The 20,161-nt window shown below is 48.7% G+C and carries 13 protein-coding genes; 10 read left to right on the forward strand and 3 right to left on the reverse strand.

From position 1 onward, the window contains the following. Positions 1 to 2: 2 nt before the first annotated feature. The 3 genes from Q5L94_RS08475 to Q5L94_RS08485 are packed head-to-tail and all read left to right on the forward strand — an operon-like array spanning position 3 to position 5,900. Positions 3 to 1,733 carry an SLC13 family permease gene (locus Q5L94_RS08475; protein ID WP_317498000.1) on the forward strand — a complete coding sequence of 577 codons (1,731 nt, stop codon included), beginning with the start codon at positions 3 to 5 and terminating at the stop codon, positions 1,731 to 1,733. A gap of 34 nt (positions 1,734 to 1,767) precedes the next feature. Beyond that, positions 1,768 to 4,548 (forward strand): glycosyltransferase, encoded by a 2,781-nt coding sequence (locus Q5L94_RS08480; protein ID WP_317498001.1) that lies wholly within the window; start codon positions 1,768 to 1,770, stop codon positions 4,546 to 4,548. Beyond that, a complete protein-coding gene (locus Q5L94_RS08485) occupies positions 4,545 to 5,900 on the forward strand; it encodes a hypothetical protein (RefSeq protein ID WP_317498002.1) in 1,356 nt (451 codons plus the stop codon). The genes Q5L94_RS08480 and Q5L94_RS08485 overlap by 4 nt, the downstream gene beginning before the upstream one ends. Here Q5L94_RS08485 and Q5L94_RS08490 read toward each other — a convergent pair. The 3 genes from Q5L94_RS08490 to Q5L94_RS08500 are packed head-to-tail and all read right to left on the reverse strand — an operon-like array spanning position 5,890 to position 9,897. Further along, a complete protein-coding gene (locus Q5L94_RS08490; RefSeq protein WP_317498003.1) occupies positions 5,890 to 7,926 on the reverse strand; it encodes a glycosyltransferase family 2 protein in 2,037 nt (678 codons plus the stop codon). The genes Q5L94_RS08485 and Q5L94_RS08490 overlap by 11 nt on opposite strands. Beyond that, positions 7,923 to 8,861: a glycosyltransferase family 29 protein gene (locus Q5L94_RS08495; RefSeq protein ID WP_317498004.1), complete on the reverse strand. Its 939-nt coding sequence runs from the start codon at positions 8,859 to 8,861 to the stop codon at positions 7,923 to 7,925. The genes Q5L94_RS08490 and Q5L94_RS08495 overlap by 4 nt, the downstream gene beginning before the upstream one ends. Beyond that, positions 8,818 to 9,897, reverse strand: a complete 1,080-nt coding sequence (locus Q5L94_RS08500) for a glycosyltransferase (RefSeq protein ID WP_317498005.1) — start codon at positions 9,895 to 9,897, stop codon at positions 8,818 to 8,820. Before Q5L94_RS08500 ends, Q5L94_RS08495 begins: the two co-directional genes overlap by 44 nt. Positions 9,898 to 9,977: 80 nt before the next feature. Here Q5L94_RS08500 and Q5L94_RS08505 point away from each other — a divergent pair, with 80 nt between their 5' ends. From Q5L94_RS08505 to cysQ, 7 genes are all read left to right on the forward strand, one after another. Next, positions 9,978 to 11,975, forward strand: coding sequence for a capsular polysaccharide biosynthesis protein (locus Q5L94_RS08505; protein WP_317498006.1), 1,998 nt, complete (start codon positions 9,978 to 9,980; stop codon positions 11,973 to 11,975). A gap of 14 nt (positions 11,976 to 11,989) precedes the next feature. After that, a complete protein-coding gene (locus tag Q5L94_RS08510) occupies positions 11,990 to 13,063 on the forward strand; it encodes an undecaprenyl-phosphate alpha-N-acetylglucosaminyl 1-phosphate transferase (RefSeq protein ID WP_317498007.1) in 1,074 nt (357 codons plus the stop codon). Between the two features lie 11 nt (positions 13,064 to 13,074). Continuing rightward, positions 13,075 to 14,088 carry a UDP-glucose 4-epimerase GalE gene (gene galE / locus Q5L94_RS08515; RefSeq protein WP_317498008.1) on the forward strand — a complete coding sequence of 338 codons (1,014 nt, stop codon included), beginning with the start codon at positions 13,075 to 13,077 and terminating at the stop codon, positions 14,086 to 14,088. Between the two features lie 147 nt (positions 14,089 to 14,235). Next, complete coding sequence (locus tag Q5L94_RS08520) at positions 14,236 to 16,671, forward strand: TonB-dependent receptor (RefSeq protein WP_317498009.1); 2,436 nt, start codon at positions 14,236 to 14,238, stop codon at positions 16,669 to 16,671. 67 nt (positions 16,672 to 16,738) lie between these two features. Further along, positions 16,739 to 18,703 (forward strand): tetratricopeptide repeat-containing sulfotransferase family protein, encoded by a 1,965-nt coding sequence (locus tag Q5L94_RS08525; protein WP_317498010.1) that lies wholly within the window; start codon positions 16,739 to 16,741, stop codon positions 18,701 to 18,703. Positions 18,704 to 18,776: 73 nt separating this feature from the next. Beyond that, positions 18,777 to 19,373, forward strand: coding sequence for an adenylyl-sulfate kinase (gene cysC, locus Q5L94_RS08530; RefSeq protein WP_317498011.1), 597 nt, complete (start codon positions 18,777 to 18,779; stop codon positions 19,371 to 19,373). Then, entirely contained in the window at positions 19,366 to 20,121 is a 756-nt protein-coding gene (gene cysQ, locus Q5L94_RS08535) for a 3'(2'),5'-bisphosphate nucleotidase CysQ (RefSeq protein WP_317498012.1), read from the forward strand. The genes cysC and cysQ overlap by 8 nt, the downstream gene beginning before the upstream one ends. The last annotated feature ends 40 nt before the right edge of the window (positions 20,122 to 20,161 follow it).

A 20,161-nucleotide genomic window follows, 5' to 3' on the forward strand; every position in this document is an offset into this window, starting at 1 on the left:
CGATGCCGGATATATTTGCTCTAACCGGATTACTGATTCTTATGGTTGTGCTGCTGATAAAATTTCAGCAGTACAGCGCGAGAATATTCGGCGGAGCGATGCTGGTTACCTTAGCTACTGGCTGGATCTCAGCCGATGAGCTGCTTGCTAATGCCGCAAACCAAGGCTTGGCAACACTCATAATGCTGATACTGATATCCTTCGCCCTTGAAAAAACCGGCTTGCTGCGCAAAGTGAGCCGGTTTTTATTTACCAACTCAGAGCCCGCTAGCGTTTGGCGCACCATGGGCTTAAGCGCACTGGCTTCGTCGGTGCTTAACAATACCGCGGTAGTAGCGGCTTTACTCAACTCCGTGCGTAACAACAAAAAGGTGCCCGCCTCACGGCTGCTCATTCCGTTGTCTTACGCCTCAATTATGGGCGGCACGTTAACCTTAATTGGTACCTCAACCAACCTTATCGTCAACTCCATGTTTACCGATACCGGTCATGCTGGTTTTAAGTTTTTTGACTTTACCTTAGTGGGGGCTATTGTATTAACCGGTGGGCTTATTACACTGTTTATTGTTAGCCGCTTTCTCCCGCACCACGAAAATGGCAGCAAAGAAACCACCGAGTACTACGTTGAAGCAGAGCTTAGTGATGACTCGCCTCTAGTCGGTAAACACGTCGACGAAGCGGGTCTGCGTCATTTAGAAGACTTATTCTTGGCTGAAATTGTCCGCAAAGGTGGGCATGAAGTGTTAAGGCCAGTAGCACGCTACGACGTTCTGCAAGCAGGAGACAAGCTTTTATTCAGTGGCGACATTAGCAAAGTAAAAACGTTGAACCAGTTCGACGGCTTAAAACTGTTCGCCGACGACAATGGTTTAGAAACGCACCAGCTAACCGAAGTAATAATAAAAGAAGAGTCGGTGTTAACCGGGCGTACGTTAAAATCCACTGGCTTTAGGGCGCGCTTTGACGCTGCTGTTGTTGCTATTCGTCGTGATGGCGGCAAAATTAGTGGCAAACTGGGGGAAGTAAAGCTGCAAGCTGGAGACTTCTTGCTATTAGCAACAGGCCCTGACTTTGCCTCGCGTACCAACTTGAGCAAAAACTTTTACGTATTAAGCGGTGTTGAGCCAGAAAATATGTTGAGTGGCTGGCGCGAAAAGCTAACTTTATACGGCTTTTTAGCCATGATTGCCGGCACCGTTGTTACTGGTGCGTCGCTTTTCTACGGCGTACTCTTTTTAATTGGCGCGCTTTTATTTACGGGTTGCCTGAACGTTAACGAAATAAAGCGCCGTTTTCCGGTTGAAATTTGGGTGATAGTGGCTAGCGCGCTATGTATTGCCGAAGCACTCACCAACACCGGTGCATCAGCTGCTATTGCCGACTTTGCGCGTTCAAGTCTGGCGGGTCATACGCCGTTTGTGTTACTCGCTGGTGTGTTCTTAATTACTTACATTCTCACGGAAGTTATCACTAACAATGCCGCTGCCGCATTGATGTTTCCGGTAGCTTACAGTTTGTCGCAAGGTATGGGTGTTGACCCGTTTCCCATTATTTTGGGCGTAGCCTTTGCGGCTTCGGCCAGTTTTATAACCCCGTACGGTTACCAAACCAACCTTATGGTGTTTAACGCCAGCAACTATCGACTGAAGCACTTCCTCTACAGTGGTGTGCCAATTGCTTTTGTTTATATCGTGTTGTCTTTATTAGCCATACCATGGGTTTTCCCATTATAGTAAAGCGGTCTGCCTCACTATGGCTATAAATGGCATGTTACGAGAGCATTTTAACGAAAGTTGGTACTTAGAAACCTACCCCGATGTTGCCCTCAGTGGTCAGGGCGCCTGGAGCCACTATAATGACTTTGGTCGTTATGAGGGCCGTTGGCCAGGGCCTATGCCTGCCTTAATACTGGAGCAGCGGCTTTGGCAGGGTAACGAGTCAGTCATTCCGGAGCTGCAGGCGCTGACTGAAAAAAATGACCCGGAAGCTGAAGTGGCCCGTTGGGTGTTGGCACGCTGGTATGCGTTTAATGGCGACTGGTCTGCTGTGGTTCGATACATAGGCCCACTTGAGCAATTTTCGTTGTTGCTACACTTAATGCCAACACCGGCGCCTTATTTATGCCTTTTTGAGGCCTACATTCAACTGTCTCATAGCGCTTGTGCAGAGCAACTGATCAATAGCCCCAACTGGCCAGCCAATAGTCAGCTTTACCAACATAACCGGGCGCTTGCTCAGTCTATGTTGCAAAGTGGCGAGGCGAAATTAACACCTTTGAACAGCATTTACCGTAGCAGTGGCTTGGCAGAGTTAGCGTTTAACCCGGGTGAGAGCCTTTTTGATGCGTTAACCGCACACGCGCCGCCGGCAAAAAAATGGTGGCAACGCCAGCCGCTAGTCACGGTTATTTTTCCCTGCTATAACTGCTCAAAAACGCTGCCCACCGCGGTACATAGCGTACTGAACCAAAGCTGGCGCAAGCTGCAGATTATTGTGGTTGACGATGCCAGCACCGATAATACGTGGCAAGTGATGCAGTCGCTTGCGGCAATCGATAGCCGTATTGAGTGTGTGCAACTAACCACTAATGAGGGCGCTTATGGGGCACGTAATGCGGGGCTGGAGCGTAGTAAAGGCCAGTTTATTACCACCCATGACGCCGACGACTGGTCGCATCCGCAGAAAATAGAGCGCCAGGTGAAGGCGTTAATAACGAACAAAAGTTTGATGGCCACACGCAGTGCCTGGGTGCGCACTGACGAACAGCTGAACTTTACGCACTGGCGGCCCGAAACCTCCTGGATTTACCCCAATGTTTCCTCGCTGATGTTTCGCCGCAGTGCTTTTAAGCGCTTAGGTTATTGGGACGCGGTCAGTGCCGATGGTGACACCGAGTTCTATTATCGCTTACAGACCGTGTTTGGCGGCTCGGCGATAAAAGATGTCAACCCGGACGTCCCCTTAGCCTTTGGGCGCATGAGCAAAGGGGCGTTAACTCAAGCGTCAGCGACGCACCTTAAAACCCAATTGGGTGGCGCTCGTGCCGACTATCAACGAGCGGCCGAGCAATGGCACCGTTCAGTAACGTATTTATCCCGCTACCCTCAGCGCAGGCCGTTCATTGCGCCGCTGCAACTTTGTCGTGGCACAGCGCAGGCGCAGCAGCAAAATGAAATTGATGTTATTAGTAACAGCTGTTATTTCAATGCCGACTACTATTTAGAGCGCTACCCCGATGTGGCAAAAGCAGGCATGGATGCGGCGCGTCATTACACCCTATTTGGTGGTGCTGAAGGGCGCGACCCCAGCTGCTTATTCAGCAGCAGCGCCTATAGTTTTATACGGAAGCTAGACGATGGAAAAAATCCTTTATCGGCATTTTTAACCGAAGAGCCGGGTGCTGAGCCTCTGAAGTTGTTAAAAAGTGACTTACAGGGACTTAACGGCACGACGCAAAAACCGTTGTTACTGGTTGTGGCACACAGCACCGTTGGCGATGCCTTTGGCGCGGAAAAAAGCTTGCTAGACGTACTGACCATGTTGCGTGACGACTATCGCTTGTGGCTGTTGTTGCCTTCAGCGCACAACACCGCTTATGTTGACAGTGTGACCGCACTGGCCGATGCCGTGAGCTTTATGCCATTACGTTGGTGGCAGGCCGATCGCAAGCTTGATCAGCCGCTTGTGGACGTTTTAGCAACCTGGTTACAGCAGCACAATGTGCAGGCGGTTTATGTGAATACCCTCACCCAATTAGAGCCGCAAAAGGCCGCTCGCATGGCCGGCGTCCCGGTTCTTTGTCATGTGCGGGAGCTACCGCAAGCGGACCCGGAGCTCTGTCATGTGCTGGGAGCAGATGCTGATACCATTAAAACAGCGGTACTGTCGTTAAATGACTGGTTGGTCGCAAATTCGCAGGCCGTTGCTGAGTATTTTCAGCAGCCAGAACGTGTGGCGGTAGTGCCAAATGTGGTTGATGTTCACCATTTTGACAACCAGACAATACGTGAGCCTTCTGTAGAACCGCTAACCGTAGGTATGCTAAGCAGTAATGTCGTAAAAAAAGGCGTTGAAGACTTCTTTCAAGTAGCCAGTGAACTGTATACTACCGGGCATTATGACTTTGTATTATATGGCCCGGAAACGGAGCTGGTGGAACAACTGAGCCAGCGGTTTGGCTCTTGTGTCACGCTTAAAGGGTATGTCGAAGACCCGGCAACGGTACTGAGAGAATTGGATGTGGTACTTAACTTATCGCATTTTCAGGAGTCGTTTGGACGCAGTGTTGTAGAGGCTATGGCGGCGCGGCGAACGGTTATTGCGTACAACTGGGGGGCGCTTCCGGAACTACTGGACGACCACTGTGGAATACTGGTGCGCTATAAAGACAAGCAGGCCGTTATTGACGCACTGCAACAGTTACGCCAACAGCCGCAACGTTTAAAAGAAATAGGACTTTCTGCCTGGACGCGGGCGCAACAGTTCGCGCCTGCTAAAGTAAAAAATAAGCTGGTTGCTGCGGTGAATAAAGCTAGGGAAACTCAATGAAGGTGGTATTGCATATTGGAGCGCCGAAAACAGGAACGTCGGCTATCCAGTTTTTTCTTAATGAAAACCGCAAGCGTTTACAAAAACACGGTTTTTATTATCCAGAGCACAATTTTGATTCAAACAATGTGTCGGGCGGTCATGCCGAGTTTGGTTCTATGCTGCAGGAAGGCCAGCTAGAAGAGGCGGCTCAAAAACTTGAGCAATGGTTACAGGAAGCGCAGGCTAGGGGCTGTCAGTTGCTGTTGTCGTCGGAAGCTATGTATCGCTATTTCGATTCGGTTATTTCATTATTTGAAGGCCACGAGTTGCAGGTACTGGCTTATTACAGACACCCGCTTGAGTCTTTAGTGTCGAACCATAACCAGTCTATTAAGCGTCATTATTCAACTATGACCCTGAGTGAATTTTTAACAAAACAGGGCATAGTGAATAACCCGGGTATTAACGGGCAGCGGTTTTTTGACTGGAAAAGGGCGCTGGGCGATAACCCCATTAGTATTCGACCGTATTTTCAGAACGCTTTTTATCAGGGCCGTATTGAATACGATTTTTTGCAACGTTTAGGCATTTCAGGTTGGTCTTTAAGACGTTTTAAACTGCACAAGAAGAAAATAAACACCAGTTATACCGCCGGGGCACTAGAGTTGAAGCGTTTGTTGAATGGCTTGCTGGATAAAGACAGAAGCTATGAAAACGTCACGATTGACCGGGCGTTACAAAAATACTCTGACGCTGAAAATAACCGCTCTTCTAACTCGTCAGTTCAGGTGGTTGGCTCAAGTGTGTACGACGCGATAACGCAGTTGCACGAAAAGCCCATGGCGCGCATGAAAAATGAGCTTTTGGAGTATTGCCCAAATGGCTTTTTAAAACCGCAAAGTGTTGTACCGCTGGAAAACGCTTCGCAGGGTGACTCACTGCAACAAGTACTGAAGGTTTATAAGTACTTATGCAACGAAACGCCTCAGTTAATAAAGACATTTAAAGCCAGGTTAGCAGCAGAGTTAAAAGACAACGATGAAGCTGAGCTACCTTACGCGCTTTTGAAATTAGCCGAAATAATGGGCTTGCCAATTTTAGAGCCTGAAGTGGTGAGCCTGCCAGGCCAGGGGCAAAAAGTGAAGGTGCCCATTCCACCGTCGGTTGTTGAGGTTTTTACGTCAAAACAGTCAAACCCGGTAGACTACCTGTCGGAAATGGCAAAGTGGCTGGCTGATAACAGAGAAGTGCCGCTGGCCTCTAAGTTATTGAAAGAGGCCGCTCGCCGGGCAAAAGACCCGGAAAGGAAAAAACAGCTCACTAATTTACTCGATGCTTACAAAAAGCGTTTAAAAAAACCTAAGGTTTAAGCGTAAAGTTTGGTTCAAGGTTAACCCCAAAGTCTTCCTGCAGCTTCGTTAAATTAGGGTTATAGGCTGGGTCGTGTTTTATCAGTTCGGCCCACTGCTTTTGCATATAGGTTACCTCGCCGCGCTCACGGGCTTTTTTCTCGGGCGTGTCTTCTTTGCCGCGTGTTTTTGACTCAAAATGATACAGCTCTGCGTATGGAGTCCACACCGTACGATACCCTGCTGCCAGCGCTTTTAAACACAAGTCCACGTCATTAAATGCTACCTTCAGCTCTTTTTCGTTGAAGCCACCTACCTTGTTGAAAACTGACGCTTTCATCATTAAACAAGCAGCAGTGACAGCACTGTAATTCTGTAAACTGGCCAGGCGTTGGCAGTAGCCCGGCGAATGGCGGATAAAGTTTTTATGGCCATGGCCAGCCAGCCCCCAAAGCCCGAGCACAACCCCTGCGTGTTGTACGGTATTGTCGGGGTAATACAGTTTAGCACCAACACACCCCATCCCAGAGCGCTGCGCCTGTTGCGCCATTTCCCCAAGCCAACTGCCATTAATAACTTCGGTGTCGTTATTTAAAAAGCAAAGCAGCTCGCCCTGGGCGTGAGTGACTGCAAAGTTATTGATGGCTGAGTAATTAAACGGCGCGTCGTAGCGAATGACCCGCACCTTAGGTTCTTTTTGAATGTCTTCAAACCATTTAAGCGTTTGTGGGCAGTCGCTTTGGTTGTCGACAATAATAATTTCAAAGCTATTGAATTCAGTTTTTTGCAGCACGCTGTTAATGCAATTTTGGGTTATGTCTAAGGCATTGCGTGTTGGCACAATAATACTAATAAGTGGTTTATCTGCCGGGCCCGGGGTAATGCCAAAGTTTATTTTTCGCACACCGCTTTCAACCGCTGATGCAAATGACTCAACCGTGTCACCTTGTTGTGTTAGCCAATGGGAAACCGCTTGCTGGCGGTTTGTTTCAATTGTAGCCATGGGGTCATCAATAGCCACTTGTGGGGTGTGATGCTCAAGAATAACCGGAATATGCAAAACCTTCGGTTGGCGTCCCAGCGACTTAACCGCTTCAACTAACCTGATATAGTGGTCGTTTGTGTTTGTTACCCTGTTATAAGCGTTCTTTAAACAGCGGCCTTTAATGGCGTAAGCCGGGCCAATATAGTCTTGCGCGGCCAATAAGTCTGGGCTCCAGTCGGGCTTAAAATGAGGCAGTACGCGCTCGTCTTGTTCATTTATATGGTCGTGATCCCAGTAGATAATGTCGGCATGTTTTTGATCCGCGACAACCGTGGCTGCATGCAGCAGTTGCTCGAACTGTTTCGTATAAATGACACCGTCCGCAGGGGTGTGATACCACTGGTCAGACTTAATGTCGCTGACATTCTCTGGTAGCGCTGCCGTTTTCTGGCTGTCCGTTGTCTTGTAATGAGCCAGTAAGGCTTCGCGAGTTTTTGGTTCGCTGTGCAAGCGCCAGTAATTAAATGGCTCGCAACTTATCAGTTGGTGCTGTAGAAGTGGTTGATACGCTTGTACCAGCTTGCGCAAGGAATGTGAGCGCCCACTACGCTTTTGTCGTGCACGTGTCAGTCGATAAATTTGTGACGCGCGGTTGCCACTGGCTTTGTCGCGTCGGGCTACGGCTTGCAGCATAAAAAACCAGGCTTTGGCGGCCGAAATAGGCTTAATACGAAGGGAGAACTTTGGCTCTCCGTCAATGTCGACGCCCGCAGGAAGCACCCAGTCCATGGTTAGGGTTTGTAGAGGGTTATGGCGGTAGAATACCAGTGAGGCTTTTTTTGGATCGTCGTAGTGCAGCGGCACACCCTGTAAATGATGGTTTTGCCGCGCCATAATCATGCCTTGGTGCGCTAAAAATTGCTCTGCTGCTTCATTTTTCGCAATAACGACAATGCGTTGCCAGCCTAACTTTGAGGTCGACTGGTTATGCAAAACATGCTGGTTTACGTGGCTTTTTAAAGACCAGTGTCGGCTTTTTACAAGCAGTTGAATTGTACTCATAAGCGATGTTGTCGCATCCATTCCGTCATTATTTTGCTCTCGGCGCTCCAGTTGTGACGACTGACCGCTTGGTGCCCTTTTATGGCGTGGTGGTAAGGAGAACCTTCTTGCACGCCAAACCCCGTAATACTTAACTGTTTTGTCGGCAGCTGTTTTAAAAATTGCACCACTAAAAAGCCAGCACTTGGTGGGGCGCTAAGCAATTCAACACAGTGTTTCCAATAGTCTAAGGGCACGCCAATAACCTTGCCGCTATGGCTTTGCAGGGTGTGCCAATTTTGTTGCCACCATAGCATATTGGGGCCTGTCACTATGACAAACTCAGCTTGCTCCGGCACGGGTCCTTGATACCCTGGCGCCATAACCCACACATCGAGCTTTGTGCCTGTATCTTCTTTTTTCGTGTGCTCACTGGCGTATTGATTAAAACGCACCACAATATCGTTAGTGTCTATTTGCGCGCCCTGAGCCTGGCCCGCTAAGTTAGGACTGTTGCCCACCACAAGCACATTAGCGTTACTGAGGCGTTGCTGTAACTGCTGCAAGTGCTGTGCTTCGTGCTGCCGCCAGGCCGCTACTTTCTGTTGAAACGGCTTTTTGACGGCGGGGTGAGCAGGGTTACCTTTTACTTCGTCTATTAAGTTTTTTAATTGTCGCGCCTTATGACCGTACAACTTGTGTTTAAAGCGTTGCAGCCAGTTTTGGCTACGCCATTGCTGTGCCAGTTGCAAATGAGCCGGGGAGAGCGGGTAACCCAGCTGGCGCTTGAATATCATATAGTCTAACCAGCGCTCAAAGCTTTGTTGTTGCTGCCAGTGGTAGCAAAAGCTGTGCAGTACACGGCTGTTGTACTGTCCCGACTGACTTGCTTGTTGTGCCTGGCTGACTGACTTAACGTTGAAGCTGTTCATAATGCTTAATAATGTCGGCAGCATGCTGCTGAGGTGCGTACTGAGTGAGTACTCGCTCTCTCAATGCATGGGTCTGTTCGGAACGTTGATAGTTGCTTTTTAACTCTTGATACCAGTCGTTTTCAGTTTCTGCAAGTTGAACACCGGGGCTGGCAAAACGTTGCATGTCAGGAATGGGGGAGGCAATAACCGGACGGTTAAAAAAGTTTGCTTCAATGGCTTTAAGGGCCGACTTGCAGCGATTAAAAGCCGTGTCTTGTAACGGAGCAAGGTGCAGGTTGCCGCGGTTAACCACTTGCCAGTAGTTGCTGTAGGGTTGCTTTTCCTGCCACAGTATTTGCTGGGTAAGCCCTTGTAAGCGATCAGAAAAGCGCGCTTTGTCGAGTACGCCGGTAATGTTCAGTCTTGCGTTTTGGTGCTCTGCAAGAAAGTCGGCCAGTGGCTCGGTTATTAGCGCAAAGTCCTTGTCATGACTGCGAGTGCCCGGCAAGTAGCAAATATCAAAAGTGCCTGAGTGGTCGGGGGCTGGCGCTTTGTCCTGCCACAGAAAGTGCGGCGAATTCGGCAGCCAAAAAATGTTGTTGCTATTAAACTGCTGTGCTGCGAACGTTTTTAAAGGCTGGGTAGAGACGGTGAGCGCGTCAAAATAGTTTAAGGTTTTTGCGTGTTGTGCAAAGTTCTTCTGGGTTTGTTGTAGTGACACGAAGCCATTAATAACACCCGGGCTAAACTCTGCAAAAGCCGGGTTAAAAACTAGGTCATCAAAGTCTGCCATTAAAACGGTGCCTTGTTTGCGGCGTTTTTTTAGCTCGGCAGACAGCAACCAGCGGGCCTTTAAGTCTCTAAAGCATGGGCGATGAAAAATAATCAGGTCGACAGGATTTTTTTGTTGGCTAAGATCTTTATAATGAATGCACTTAACGTCATGGCCTTTATCGCTAAGCGCTAACGCTGGGTTTTGACAGCGATAAATAAACGCGGGATCGGACAGAAACTTTGCTGAGTTTTTATTTCCCGCAACAAATAAAATACGTAGCTTAGTTACGCGTTCACGAGCCAAAAGCAGTCGTCCTTGTCGTTTTTAGAGTAATAGTCGCGTTGCTATTGTAGTTAACCGCCATGGTAAAAGGAAATGCCTCTTTGCGAAATAAAAATAATTATATTTCGGTGTCGCCAGCCCTAAGCAATATTAAGCATTTGGCGCCAATGCTGAGTGCTCAGGTTAACTTTGTTGGCCGCGTTCGACGTTACGTGGGCGCACCGGAGCAGGCAAGTGCCGTGCTGGCGTGGGGGCGAAAGCCTTCCTCAGACGTGGCGGCACGCTACGCTAAACGACATACACTTCCCTTAGTACGCATTGAAGATGCATTTTTGCGCTCGGTAGAGTTGGGTGCCCATTGCCCGCCACTGGGTATTGTGGTCGATGCGCAGGGTATTTACTACGATGCACGTTCGGCGTCAGAGTTAGAAGCACTTATTACCGAGCCATTAGACGAAGAGCAACAGCAGCGAGCTGACTCTATTAGGCAACGTTGGTGTGAATTAAAGTTGTCAAAGTACAACCTTCATAGAAGCCAGCAGGTAGATTATGGTCGGCCTTATGTATTGTTGGTGGATCAAACCGCGGGCGATGCGTCTATAAATTACGGGTTGGCCTCGGCGGAATCGTTTCAGGAAATGCTTTTGGTGGCGAAGCAACGTTTTCCGGAGCACTTACTTGTTGTCAAAACGCATCCGGATGTTATTGCCGGCTTAAAGCAAGGGCACTTTACTATCGACCAGCTTGAAAATGAGCCGAACGTGAAGCTCGAGGCCCGGCCCTTACATACTCCCGATATTATTGAAGGGGCAGACGCTGTTTTTTGTGTGACCTCTCAGGTGGGCTTTGAGGCGTTATTGTGGGGGAAGCCCGTTTATACTTTTGGCATGCCGTTTTACGCGGGCTGGGGGCTGACCGAAGACGCTCTGAAAGCGCCATCACGCCGGGAACAAGTGTCTTTGTATCAACTGCTTTATGCTGCGCTGGTGCGTTACGCCCGCTATTGGCATCCGGAAAAGCAGGCAGTATGCCAGATTGAAGAACTCATGGAGTGGATTGGGCAGCAAAGCGCCTGGCGTCAGCGTTTTCCTGAAAAGTTGCTTGCTGAGCGCTTCCCCCGTTGGAAACGAGAGCACTTAAAAACCTTTTTTTCGGGTACACAGCTGCAATTTTTACCGCGTGGTGAGGCATTACCGGAGAATGAGCCCTGTGTGGTTTGGGGGCGTCAAGATGTGCCCAACCGGCTGTGTGTCGAAGATGGTTTCATCCGTTCGGTAGGTTTGGGGGCTGACCTCACTGCGCCTAAGTCGTGGGTAATTGATGATATAGGGATGTATTACGATGCGACCCGACCGTCACGGCTGGAAGCTATTTTAAATGGCTATGACTTTTCTGAGAATGAACTGAACCGTGCTGAAAGGCTGGTAGAGCGCTTAGTGAAAGAGCAAGTGAGTAAGTATAACGTTGGAGACAACAGCTGGCAGCGGCCTGAAACGGCAAAAACAGTGATTTTGGTACCAGGTCAGGTAGAGTCAGATGCGTCTATTCAATATGGCTCACCACACTTAAAGAAGAATGTGGAACTGCTTGCCCAAGTGAGAAAACAGCACCCGGACGCTCACATTGTCTATAAACCGCATCCTGACGTTGTCGCTGGTTTACGTACCCCCGATTCAAATGAGTCGGAGCAGGTACAGTTTTGTGACGAAATTGTTATACGTGATAACATGGCTTCATTATTAGACAAGCTAAAATCTGGCGACGAAGTGCATACCATGACCTCGTTGACGGGGTTTGAGGCCTTGTTGAGAGGGATTAAGGTTTGCTGTTATGGGCAGCCTTTTTATTCGGGCTGGGGTCTGACTGATGACTTATATCCAAACTCGCGCCGACAGAAAACGCGCAGTTTGCATGAGTTAGTTGCTGCAACCTTGATTATTTACCCGCGCTATTTAAGTTCAAAAAGTGGTTGCTTGACGTCTGTTGAGCAGGCATTGGATGAAATTGCGGAAGAGCGGCTAGAGCAGCAGAGTGAAGCTTATACTGTGCGTTTAAGTCGACGCATAAAGCGCATGATTTTGCGATTAAAACGGTTTTAGAAGTGGAAGTGTAGATGACAGAATTTTCTTGGTTGGCCGTTCCTCTCAGCTTTTGCGTGAGCGCTGTGGCGCTCATTGTTTTTCGTAAAATGGCCCCGTCCTGGGGCTTGCTGGATCAACCTTCTGAGCGAAAACTGCATACCACGCATTCACCATTAATTGGTGGGCTAACGGTTGCCTGTGGCATAGCAATAAGTGCCAGTCTGTGGCTGCCAATGAATGCGTTAACGGGCTCGTTTTTGGTTGGCGCGGGTATCATTATTCTTATTGGGCTGCTGGATGATAGATACGACGTCAGTGTCGGTGCTCGTATTCTTGGCCAGTCACTGGCGGCCGGCATTGTCATGGTTTATGGCAGTGCGTATTTAGTGTCTTTAGGTAATTTGGCTGCTTTGGGGGATATTCAGCTTGGTGTCTTCGCCGTACCCTTTACGCTGGTTGCTTTTGTCGGTGTCATGAACGCCTTTAACATGATAGACGGTATTGATGGGCTGTTGGGTATGAGTTCCTTAATTGCTCTGGCGGGGTTTACGTTACTGAGCTATTTAGCAGGAAACTCGATGCTGGTGTGGATTGGCGGCGTCTGCATTGCTTCTCTCTTACCTTATTTACTGAGTAACATTCAGGCGGACACTCACCCGTTTAAGATATTTATGGGTGACGCAGGCTCATTATTGATGGGTTTTACGCTTACCTGGCTTTTTATTGTGGGGTCTCAACCGCACCTAGGCAGCAATACAGTCATTGATCCTGTCACTACGTTGTTTCTAATTGCTATTCCGTTAATGGATATTGTTACCGTATTAGCACGTCGCTTAAAACAAAAAAGAAGCCCCTGGCTAGCCGATCGACAGCATATTCATCATTTGTTTGAAAAAGCGGGTTATTCTCAACGGCAAACCCTTTTTTGGTTGACGCTAATAATGCTGGGAGTAGCAAGCCTTGGGGTTGTTCTTCAGTATGTTCAGCTGGCTGTGTGGCAGAGGTTCGCCATAATGCTATTGTTGGTGTTGGCATTTATTGTGCTGACTAAGTTGTTGAAAAATAAAATGACCAGGCTGCAGCACAGTCAAGCCAATGTAAATTAAGGACGATTATTGTGAATATTTTAGTGACAGGTGGTGCTGGATACATTGGCTCCCATACGGTGCTGGAGTTGTTAACCAGCGGACATAATGTGGTTGTGCTGGACAACTTGTGTAACGCCAGTGCCGAGAGCCTTAAGCGCGTTGAACAGTTAACCGGCAAGGCCGTCACTTTTTATAAAGCCGATATTCGTGACCGAGCGGCGCTTGATAAGGTGTTTAAGAGCCACCGTATTGATGCGGTGATTCATTTTGCCGGTTTAAAAGCCGTAGGCGAAAGTGTCGCGAAACCTTTGGACTACTATTCTGTCAATGTCGGCGGCAGTGTGGTTTTAGCGCAAGCCATGGCGCAGGCGGGGGTAACCAAACTCATATTTTCGTCCTCGGCGACCGTTTATGGTGAAGATGCACCGGTACCTTATAAAGAGACTATGCCACGCGGGAAAACGAGCAACCCTTATGGCACCTCAAAAGCCATGATTGAGCAGATACTGACAGATATTAGTATTGCTGACCCGCAGTGGTCAGTGGTGCTGTTGCGCTATTTCAACCCCGTTGGTGCGCACCCGTCAGGGCAAATAGGTGAAGACCCACAAGGTATTCCTAACAACTTAATGCCGTTTATAGCACAGGTAGCGGTAGGGCGACGCGAGTGTTTGTCCATTTTTGGTGATGACTATGACACTGAGGATGGGACATGTGAGAGAGACTATGTACACGTGGTCGATTTAGCAAAAGGCCACGTTAGTGCGCTTCAGGCAACTGAGCGGTCAGGGACCCATATCTACAATTTAGGTACGGGTACGGGCACGTCGGTTAAGCAAATGGTAGAGGCCTTTGAGCGGGTCACTGGTGTGACCATTCCTTATCAAATAGCGCCGCGCCGCGCCGGTGATTTACCAGCGTTTTGGGCTGACGCCAGTAAGGCGGGAAAAGAACTGGGCTGGTGCGCAGAGTTAGGCATTGAAGATATGATGCGTGATACTTGGCGTTGGCAGCAAAATAACCCTACAGGCTATTCGAGGTAAACTCAGAGGTCTGTTTTGACTTTAGTTGACGCTGGCTGTGGGGTTTGCACGCAAAATCTGTATAATTGTAAACATTCGTAAAGTTAAACGCAGTGACAGTTTCACTGTTTTTAAAGGAGATTTTTCACATCCAAACAGGGAGAACCCATGTTTAAGTATGATAAGTTGAGCTCCGCTATTTTTATAGCATTAGCTGCTTCTTCGTCAGCAGTTGCGCAAGATACGCAACAAGAAGAGGCAGAAACATCTAAGCAAATTGAAACCATTAACGTTACCGCTACCAAGCGAACAACCAATATCCAGCAAACCCCAACCGCCGTGCAAGCGTTAAGTTCTCGTGACTTAAAAGAACAAAATATCGGAAACTTTGACGACTACGCACAATATGTACCGAATGTTACCTCCAGTGGCCGTGGGCCCGGGCAGAACGATGTGTTTATTCGCGGTATGTCCATTCAGCCTATTACGGTAATGCTGTCAGGTGCACAGGGCACCATGCCAAACGTGGCTCTGTACGTTGACGAGCAGCCGGTGACTGCTCCCGGGCGTAACCTCGATGTTTACGCAACTGACTTGCAGCGCATAGAGGTGTTACCCGGACCGCAAGGCACACTATTTGGCGCAAGCTCGCAAGCAGGTACCATTCGCTACATTACGAAAAAGCCAGTTTTAGGCGCGTTCGAAGCAGGTTTCACCACCGGCTTTGAAACCATGGCTGAAGGGGAAATGAGCAGCTCCGCCGAGGGCTACATTAATATTCCGGTGACCGATGATTTAGCGGTACGCGGTGCGTTTTATAACGTCAACCGTGGTGGCTATATCGATAACGTGGCGGGCGAATTCTCTATCGACCCGAACAACCCGAATTACCGGCCTATGGATCCGTCCATGGAAGCCTTGGTTGATGACGGCACCGAATTCACCAGTGCGTTTAACACCCCTCTGGCGGAAGAAGACTTTAACGACAGTTACTACAAAGGCTTCCGCCTGAGTGCTAAGTACTTAATTAACAGCAATTGGGAATTGTTGCTGCAGCACCAGGCGCAGGACTTAGGTGCTGATGGTGTGTTTGACTACGACCCGGATGTGGGGGATTTAGACGTTGAACGCTATTACCCCGATGAACTGGAAGACAGCTTTGATTTGACCACCTGGACACTCGACGGGCGTTTAGGTGCATTGGAAGTGCTGTACACCGGTGGTTACTTAAACCGCGAGATTGAACAGTCAGTTGATTATACGGGTTACAACACTTCGGGTACCTTCATCGTTTACTACACTTGTAACTATGGCGATGATGGCATGGCAGAAAACTGTGTTGACCCAACCAAGGGCTTTAAAGGTTATCAGGAACACAATCGTTTTACGCAGGAAGCTCGTATCAACTATGACTTTACTGATAATGCACGAATCACCGCTGGTGTGTTCTACGATGACTTTGAAATCAACACTCAGGATGACTATCTTTATTTCTCAAACCCTGAAGAGTTAGGTTTTGTGCCTAACGCACCGATGGACGGTGTGTATGCCAACAACCCGAATACTCGTCCACCACGCGTTGGCTTCTTTAACGACATTACTCGTACCGAAGAACAGATTGCGGCCTTTGGTGAGTTCACCTACGATTTTACCGAACAGTGGGCGGCTACGGTCGGTCTGCGTTGGTACGAGATGGAATCTGACTTTTACGGTCAGTCCAGCTTTGCCTCAAAAGGCACCGACGGCGACGCCGGGCGTGACTATAACTCAACCGCTGGCCACACTGACCAGGCGCTTAAACAAGACGACGTGATTCCGAAGTTTACTTTAAGCTATCAGTACACACCGGAGACGTTGTTTTTCGCAACGTACTCAGAAGGTTTCCGTCCAGGCGGGTTCAACCGTGCGGGTGGCGCGACCAATGACGCAGGCGAATCGGTTAACACGGTTTACGAGTCAGACGAAGTGGTTAACTACGAGTTTGGTTGGAAGTCATTGATGCTGGACAACTCATTACGCTGGAATGGTAATGCGTACTTTGTCGAGTGGAACGATATGCAAATTACCCGTTTGGATACCGACATCTCGATACTGACCTTTGTGGATAACGCAGCGGACTCAGAAATTCGTGGTCTGGAAACCGACTTTACCTGGCGTATGACTGACAACTTCACTTTTAGTGGTGCGTTGTCCTATAACGACACCGAGTTGACTCGTACCGGTCAGGGCATTGTCCGTACCTTGCCTATTGGCTCGGAGCTGCCGCTGACACCTAAGGTGCAGGGTAACCTTCGGGGCCGTTATACCTGGACCCTTGAGAATAAGTGGGATGCGTTTGCTCAGGTTGGCTGGATTTACGCAGGAGATACTTACCCTTCACTGGTTGCCGCGGAAGTGGAACAGGCAGGCGGTAAGCAGGACTCGTATAACATTGGCAATGCCTCAATTGGTGTGATGAAAGATCAGTGGAGTGCTAAGCTTTACATCAAAAACATCACCGATGAGCGTGCTGAGTTGTATACCAATACGCAAGACGATATCTTGAGAACAACGACAAACCGTCCTCGTTCAATTGGCTTGTCAGTGTCTTACGATTTCTATTGATAAGATAACTTGAGTACAGGGGGGCCTTAATTGGCCCCTTTTTTCATTGTGAGGGAATAACGTCGTTATGGATCACATAAAAAAACTCTTGGCGCAGAGTCAATTTGAACAAGCGCTTAAGCTGTTGCAGCAAGAGCGGGATGGTTTGTCAGGCGATGCAGAAAAAGAGTCGCTGTATTATGAAGCCGTGGCTTATCGGTACTTAAACCGACTTGAGCAGGCCGCAACAACGCTGCAGACTTTATTGGCGCAGTGGCCGGAATACGGTCGCGCATTGCAGGAGCTGGCGCACACCCTGAAAACGCAGGAAAAAGATGAAGATGCGTTAAACCACTATTATCACGCTATTCGATTAAACCCGGCTTTATATGCCAGTTGGGCAGCGGCTGCAAAGTTGGAAGCTAAGAACGGTAATACCGAACAAGCCGAGCGTAACCAACAACAGGCGAATTTTCTGCTACGACAGCCGAAAGAGGTATTAGCGGCACTGAATCTTTACCACGAGGGTAAATACTATAAAGCGGAGAAAATTTGCCGCGCGTTTTTGCAGCGTAACCCACACCATATTGAAGCAATGCGAACCCTTGCAAATATCGGCGCTCAGCTGGACGTAATGAACGACGCCGAGTTTTTGTTAGAAAGCGTACTGGTGTTAGAGCCGGACTACGATTTAGCCAAGTTTGATTACATTAAAGTACTGCAGCGTCGGCAGAAGCACAGCGATGCCTATAAACACGCGAAAGAGCTGTTTGAAAAAGAACCAAGCAACCCGTTGTACAAAGCTCTCTTTGCGAACTTGTCGGCGGCATTAGATTACGACGAGCAAGCACTGCGGCTTTACGATGAACTGATTAACGAGCAAAAAAATGCGGATATTGCCGGGATCCATGTTGCTAAAGGCCATTTATTAAAAGCCATTGGTCGGCAACAGGATGCTGTAAAGACTTATCAGAGTGCGTACCGCGAGCGCCCGAACTTTGGCGATGCTTACTGGAGTTTGGCCAACCTGAAAACGTATGAATTTAGCGACAGCGAAGTTGAGTTGATGGAGCGTGAGGCAGAGGATTCTAAGACGCATTTAAATGACCGTATTCACTTGTTTTTTGCGCTGGGTAAAGCCTTTGAGCAGCGGAGCAATTATGCAAAGAGCTTTGATTTTTATAAGCAGGGCAATGACTTAAAACGCGATTCCAGTAATTTTAAACCCGACGTTTTGGCTCAGCGTATTGAGGCCCAGCGCGATTACTTTACCGAAGAAAAAGTGAAGCAGCTGCCAACGGTGTCACTTAAGGCAGAGGCGACGCCCATATTCATCGTCGGCTTGCCGCGTGCCGGCTCGACTTTGGTAGAACAAATACTGGCAGCGCATTCTAAAATTGAAGGTACGTTAGAGTTACCGAATATTCCGGCAATTGCACACGGTTTGAATGGTCGTCAGGTACAGACAGAAAAGCCGAAGTACCCTTACGTACTGGATGAGTTAACCGCGGAAAAGCTGGAGAAACTTGGGCAGCGCTACCTAAGTGAAACGGCGGTTTACAGAACCGGGGCACCATTCTTTACCGATAAAATGCCGAATAACTTCCGCCATGTTGGGCTGATTAAAACCTTGATTCCTGACGCGAAGATTATCGACGCCCGGCGTAATCCGATGGACTGCTGCTTTAGTGCGTATAAGCAGTTATTTGCCGAGGGGCAGGAGTTCAGTTATGGCCTGGATATGCTGGCGGATTACTATCGTGATTACGTAGAGCTTATGGCGCATTGGCAGCGTGTGTACTCCGGTGCTATTCATACCGTGGTTCATGAGAAGTTGGTGGATGACCCGGAAGCTGAAATTAAAGCGCTGTTTGATTACCTGGAGTTACCGTTGGAGCCTCAATGCCTGCAGTCGCATAAAGCTGAACGTCGGGTTAAAACGGCCAGTTCTGAGCAGGTGCGGCAACCTATTAATGCAAAAGGCATTGGCCAGTGGCGGAAGTTTGAAGAGCAGTTGAAGCCGCTGCAAGATGCGTTGGGGGATCTCACCTGATGTTTACGTAAGGCTACGCAATGTTGTCGGTTTACGGTACAATTTGGGCATCACTTTTTGAATGAAAATACCAATGGCCAATAACATTGTCTGGCATGACGCCGCTGTGTCGCATGAAGACCGTATAAAACAGAAAAAACACCAACCGGCTTTGCTTTGGTACACAGGCTTAAGTGGCTCGGGTAAGTCGACTATTGCTAACGCGGTAGACCGTAAACTGTTTGAAATGGGTTGTCATACCTACCCGCTGGACGGCGATAACGTTCGCCACGGCCTGAATAAAGATCTGGGCTTTAATGACACCGACAGAGTGGAAAACATTCGCCGCATTACCGAAGTCAGCCGTCTGTTCCTGGATGCCGGGTTGATTGTGGGTACGGCCTTTATTTCGCCATTTATTGCTGACCGTGCGCAGGCTCGCGAACTAGCTGGCGAAGGTTTCATTGAAGTGTATGTGGATACACCGCTGGAAATTTGCGAGCAGCGCGACCCTAAAGGCTTGTATAAAAAGGCACGTGCTGGTGATATTCCGCATTTTACCGGTATATCGTCGCCTTACGAGGCACCTGAACAGCCTGAAGTGCATTTAAAAACCGATGAAATGGACATTGAACAAGCCGCTGAGAAAGTGGTGCAGTATTTAAAGAATAACGGGATTATTTATGCTTAACGAATTGAAAGACATAGCCCGCAACGCTGGCGCAGCCATTATGGAGATTTACCAAAGCGACGACTTTGATGTGCAGCAAAAGGGCGACGACAGTCCACTGACCAAAGCCGACTTAGCCGCACACAATGTTATTTGTGATGGTTTAAGCGCACTTGAAACCCAATATCCGATCATTTCCGAAGAGTCGTCAGACATTAGCTGGGAGCAGCGTAAGCATTGGTGCCGTTATTGGTTGGTGGATCCGTTAGATGGCACCAAAGAGTTTATTAAGCGCAACGGTGAGTTTACGGTAAACATTGCCTTAATTGAAAAGGGCGTGCCTATTATGGGCGTGGTTTATGCGCCGGTACTGGATGCCATGTATACGGGCGAGCGTGACCGTGGGGCCTTTTTAAACGACAAAACCATTTCGGTAGCCACAAAAGAACCAGACACCTTGCGGGTTGTGGGCTCTCGCTCTCATCCTTCGCAGGAAACCATCGACTGGCTGGATGCTTTAGGCAAGCCTTATGAAATGGTGCCTATGGGCAGTTCACTGAAAATTTGCCTGGTGGCTGAAGGTAAAGCGGATATCTACCCGCGTTTAGGACCAACCTGCGAGTGGGATACCGCTGCAGCCCATGCGGTACTGAGTGCAGCGGGCGGACAAGTTACAACCGTTGCCGGTGCCCCGCTGCGGTATAACCAAAAAGAAGACTATTTAAACCCTCACTTCATTGCGCGGTCAGGCTACGTATACAAGAAATAAATCTGGGAAATAAGAAAAGGCCCCGCGGGGCCTTTTTTAT

Source organism: Idiomarina sp. Sol25 (assembly GCF_033052775.1).
GTDB lineage: Bacteria > Pseudomonadota > Gammaproteobacteria > Enterobacterales > Alteromonadaceae > Idiomarina.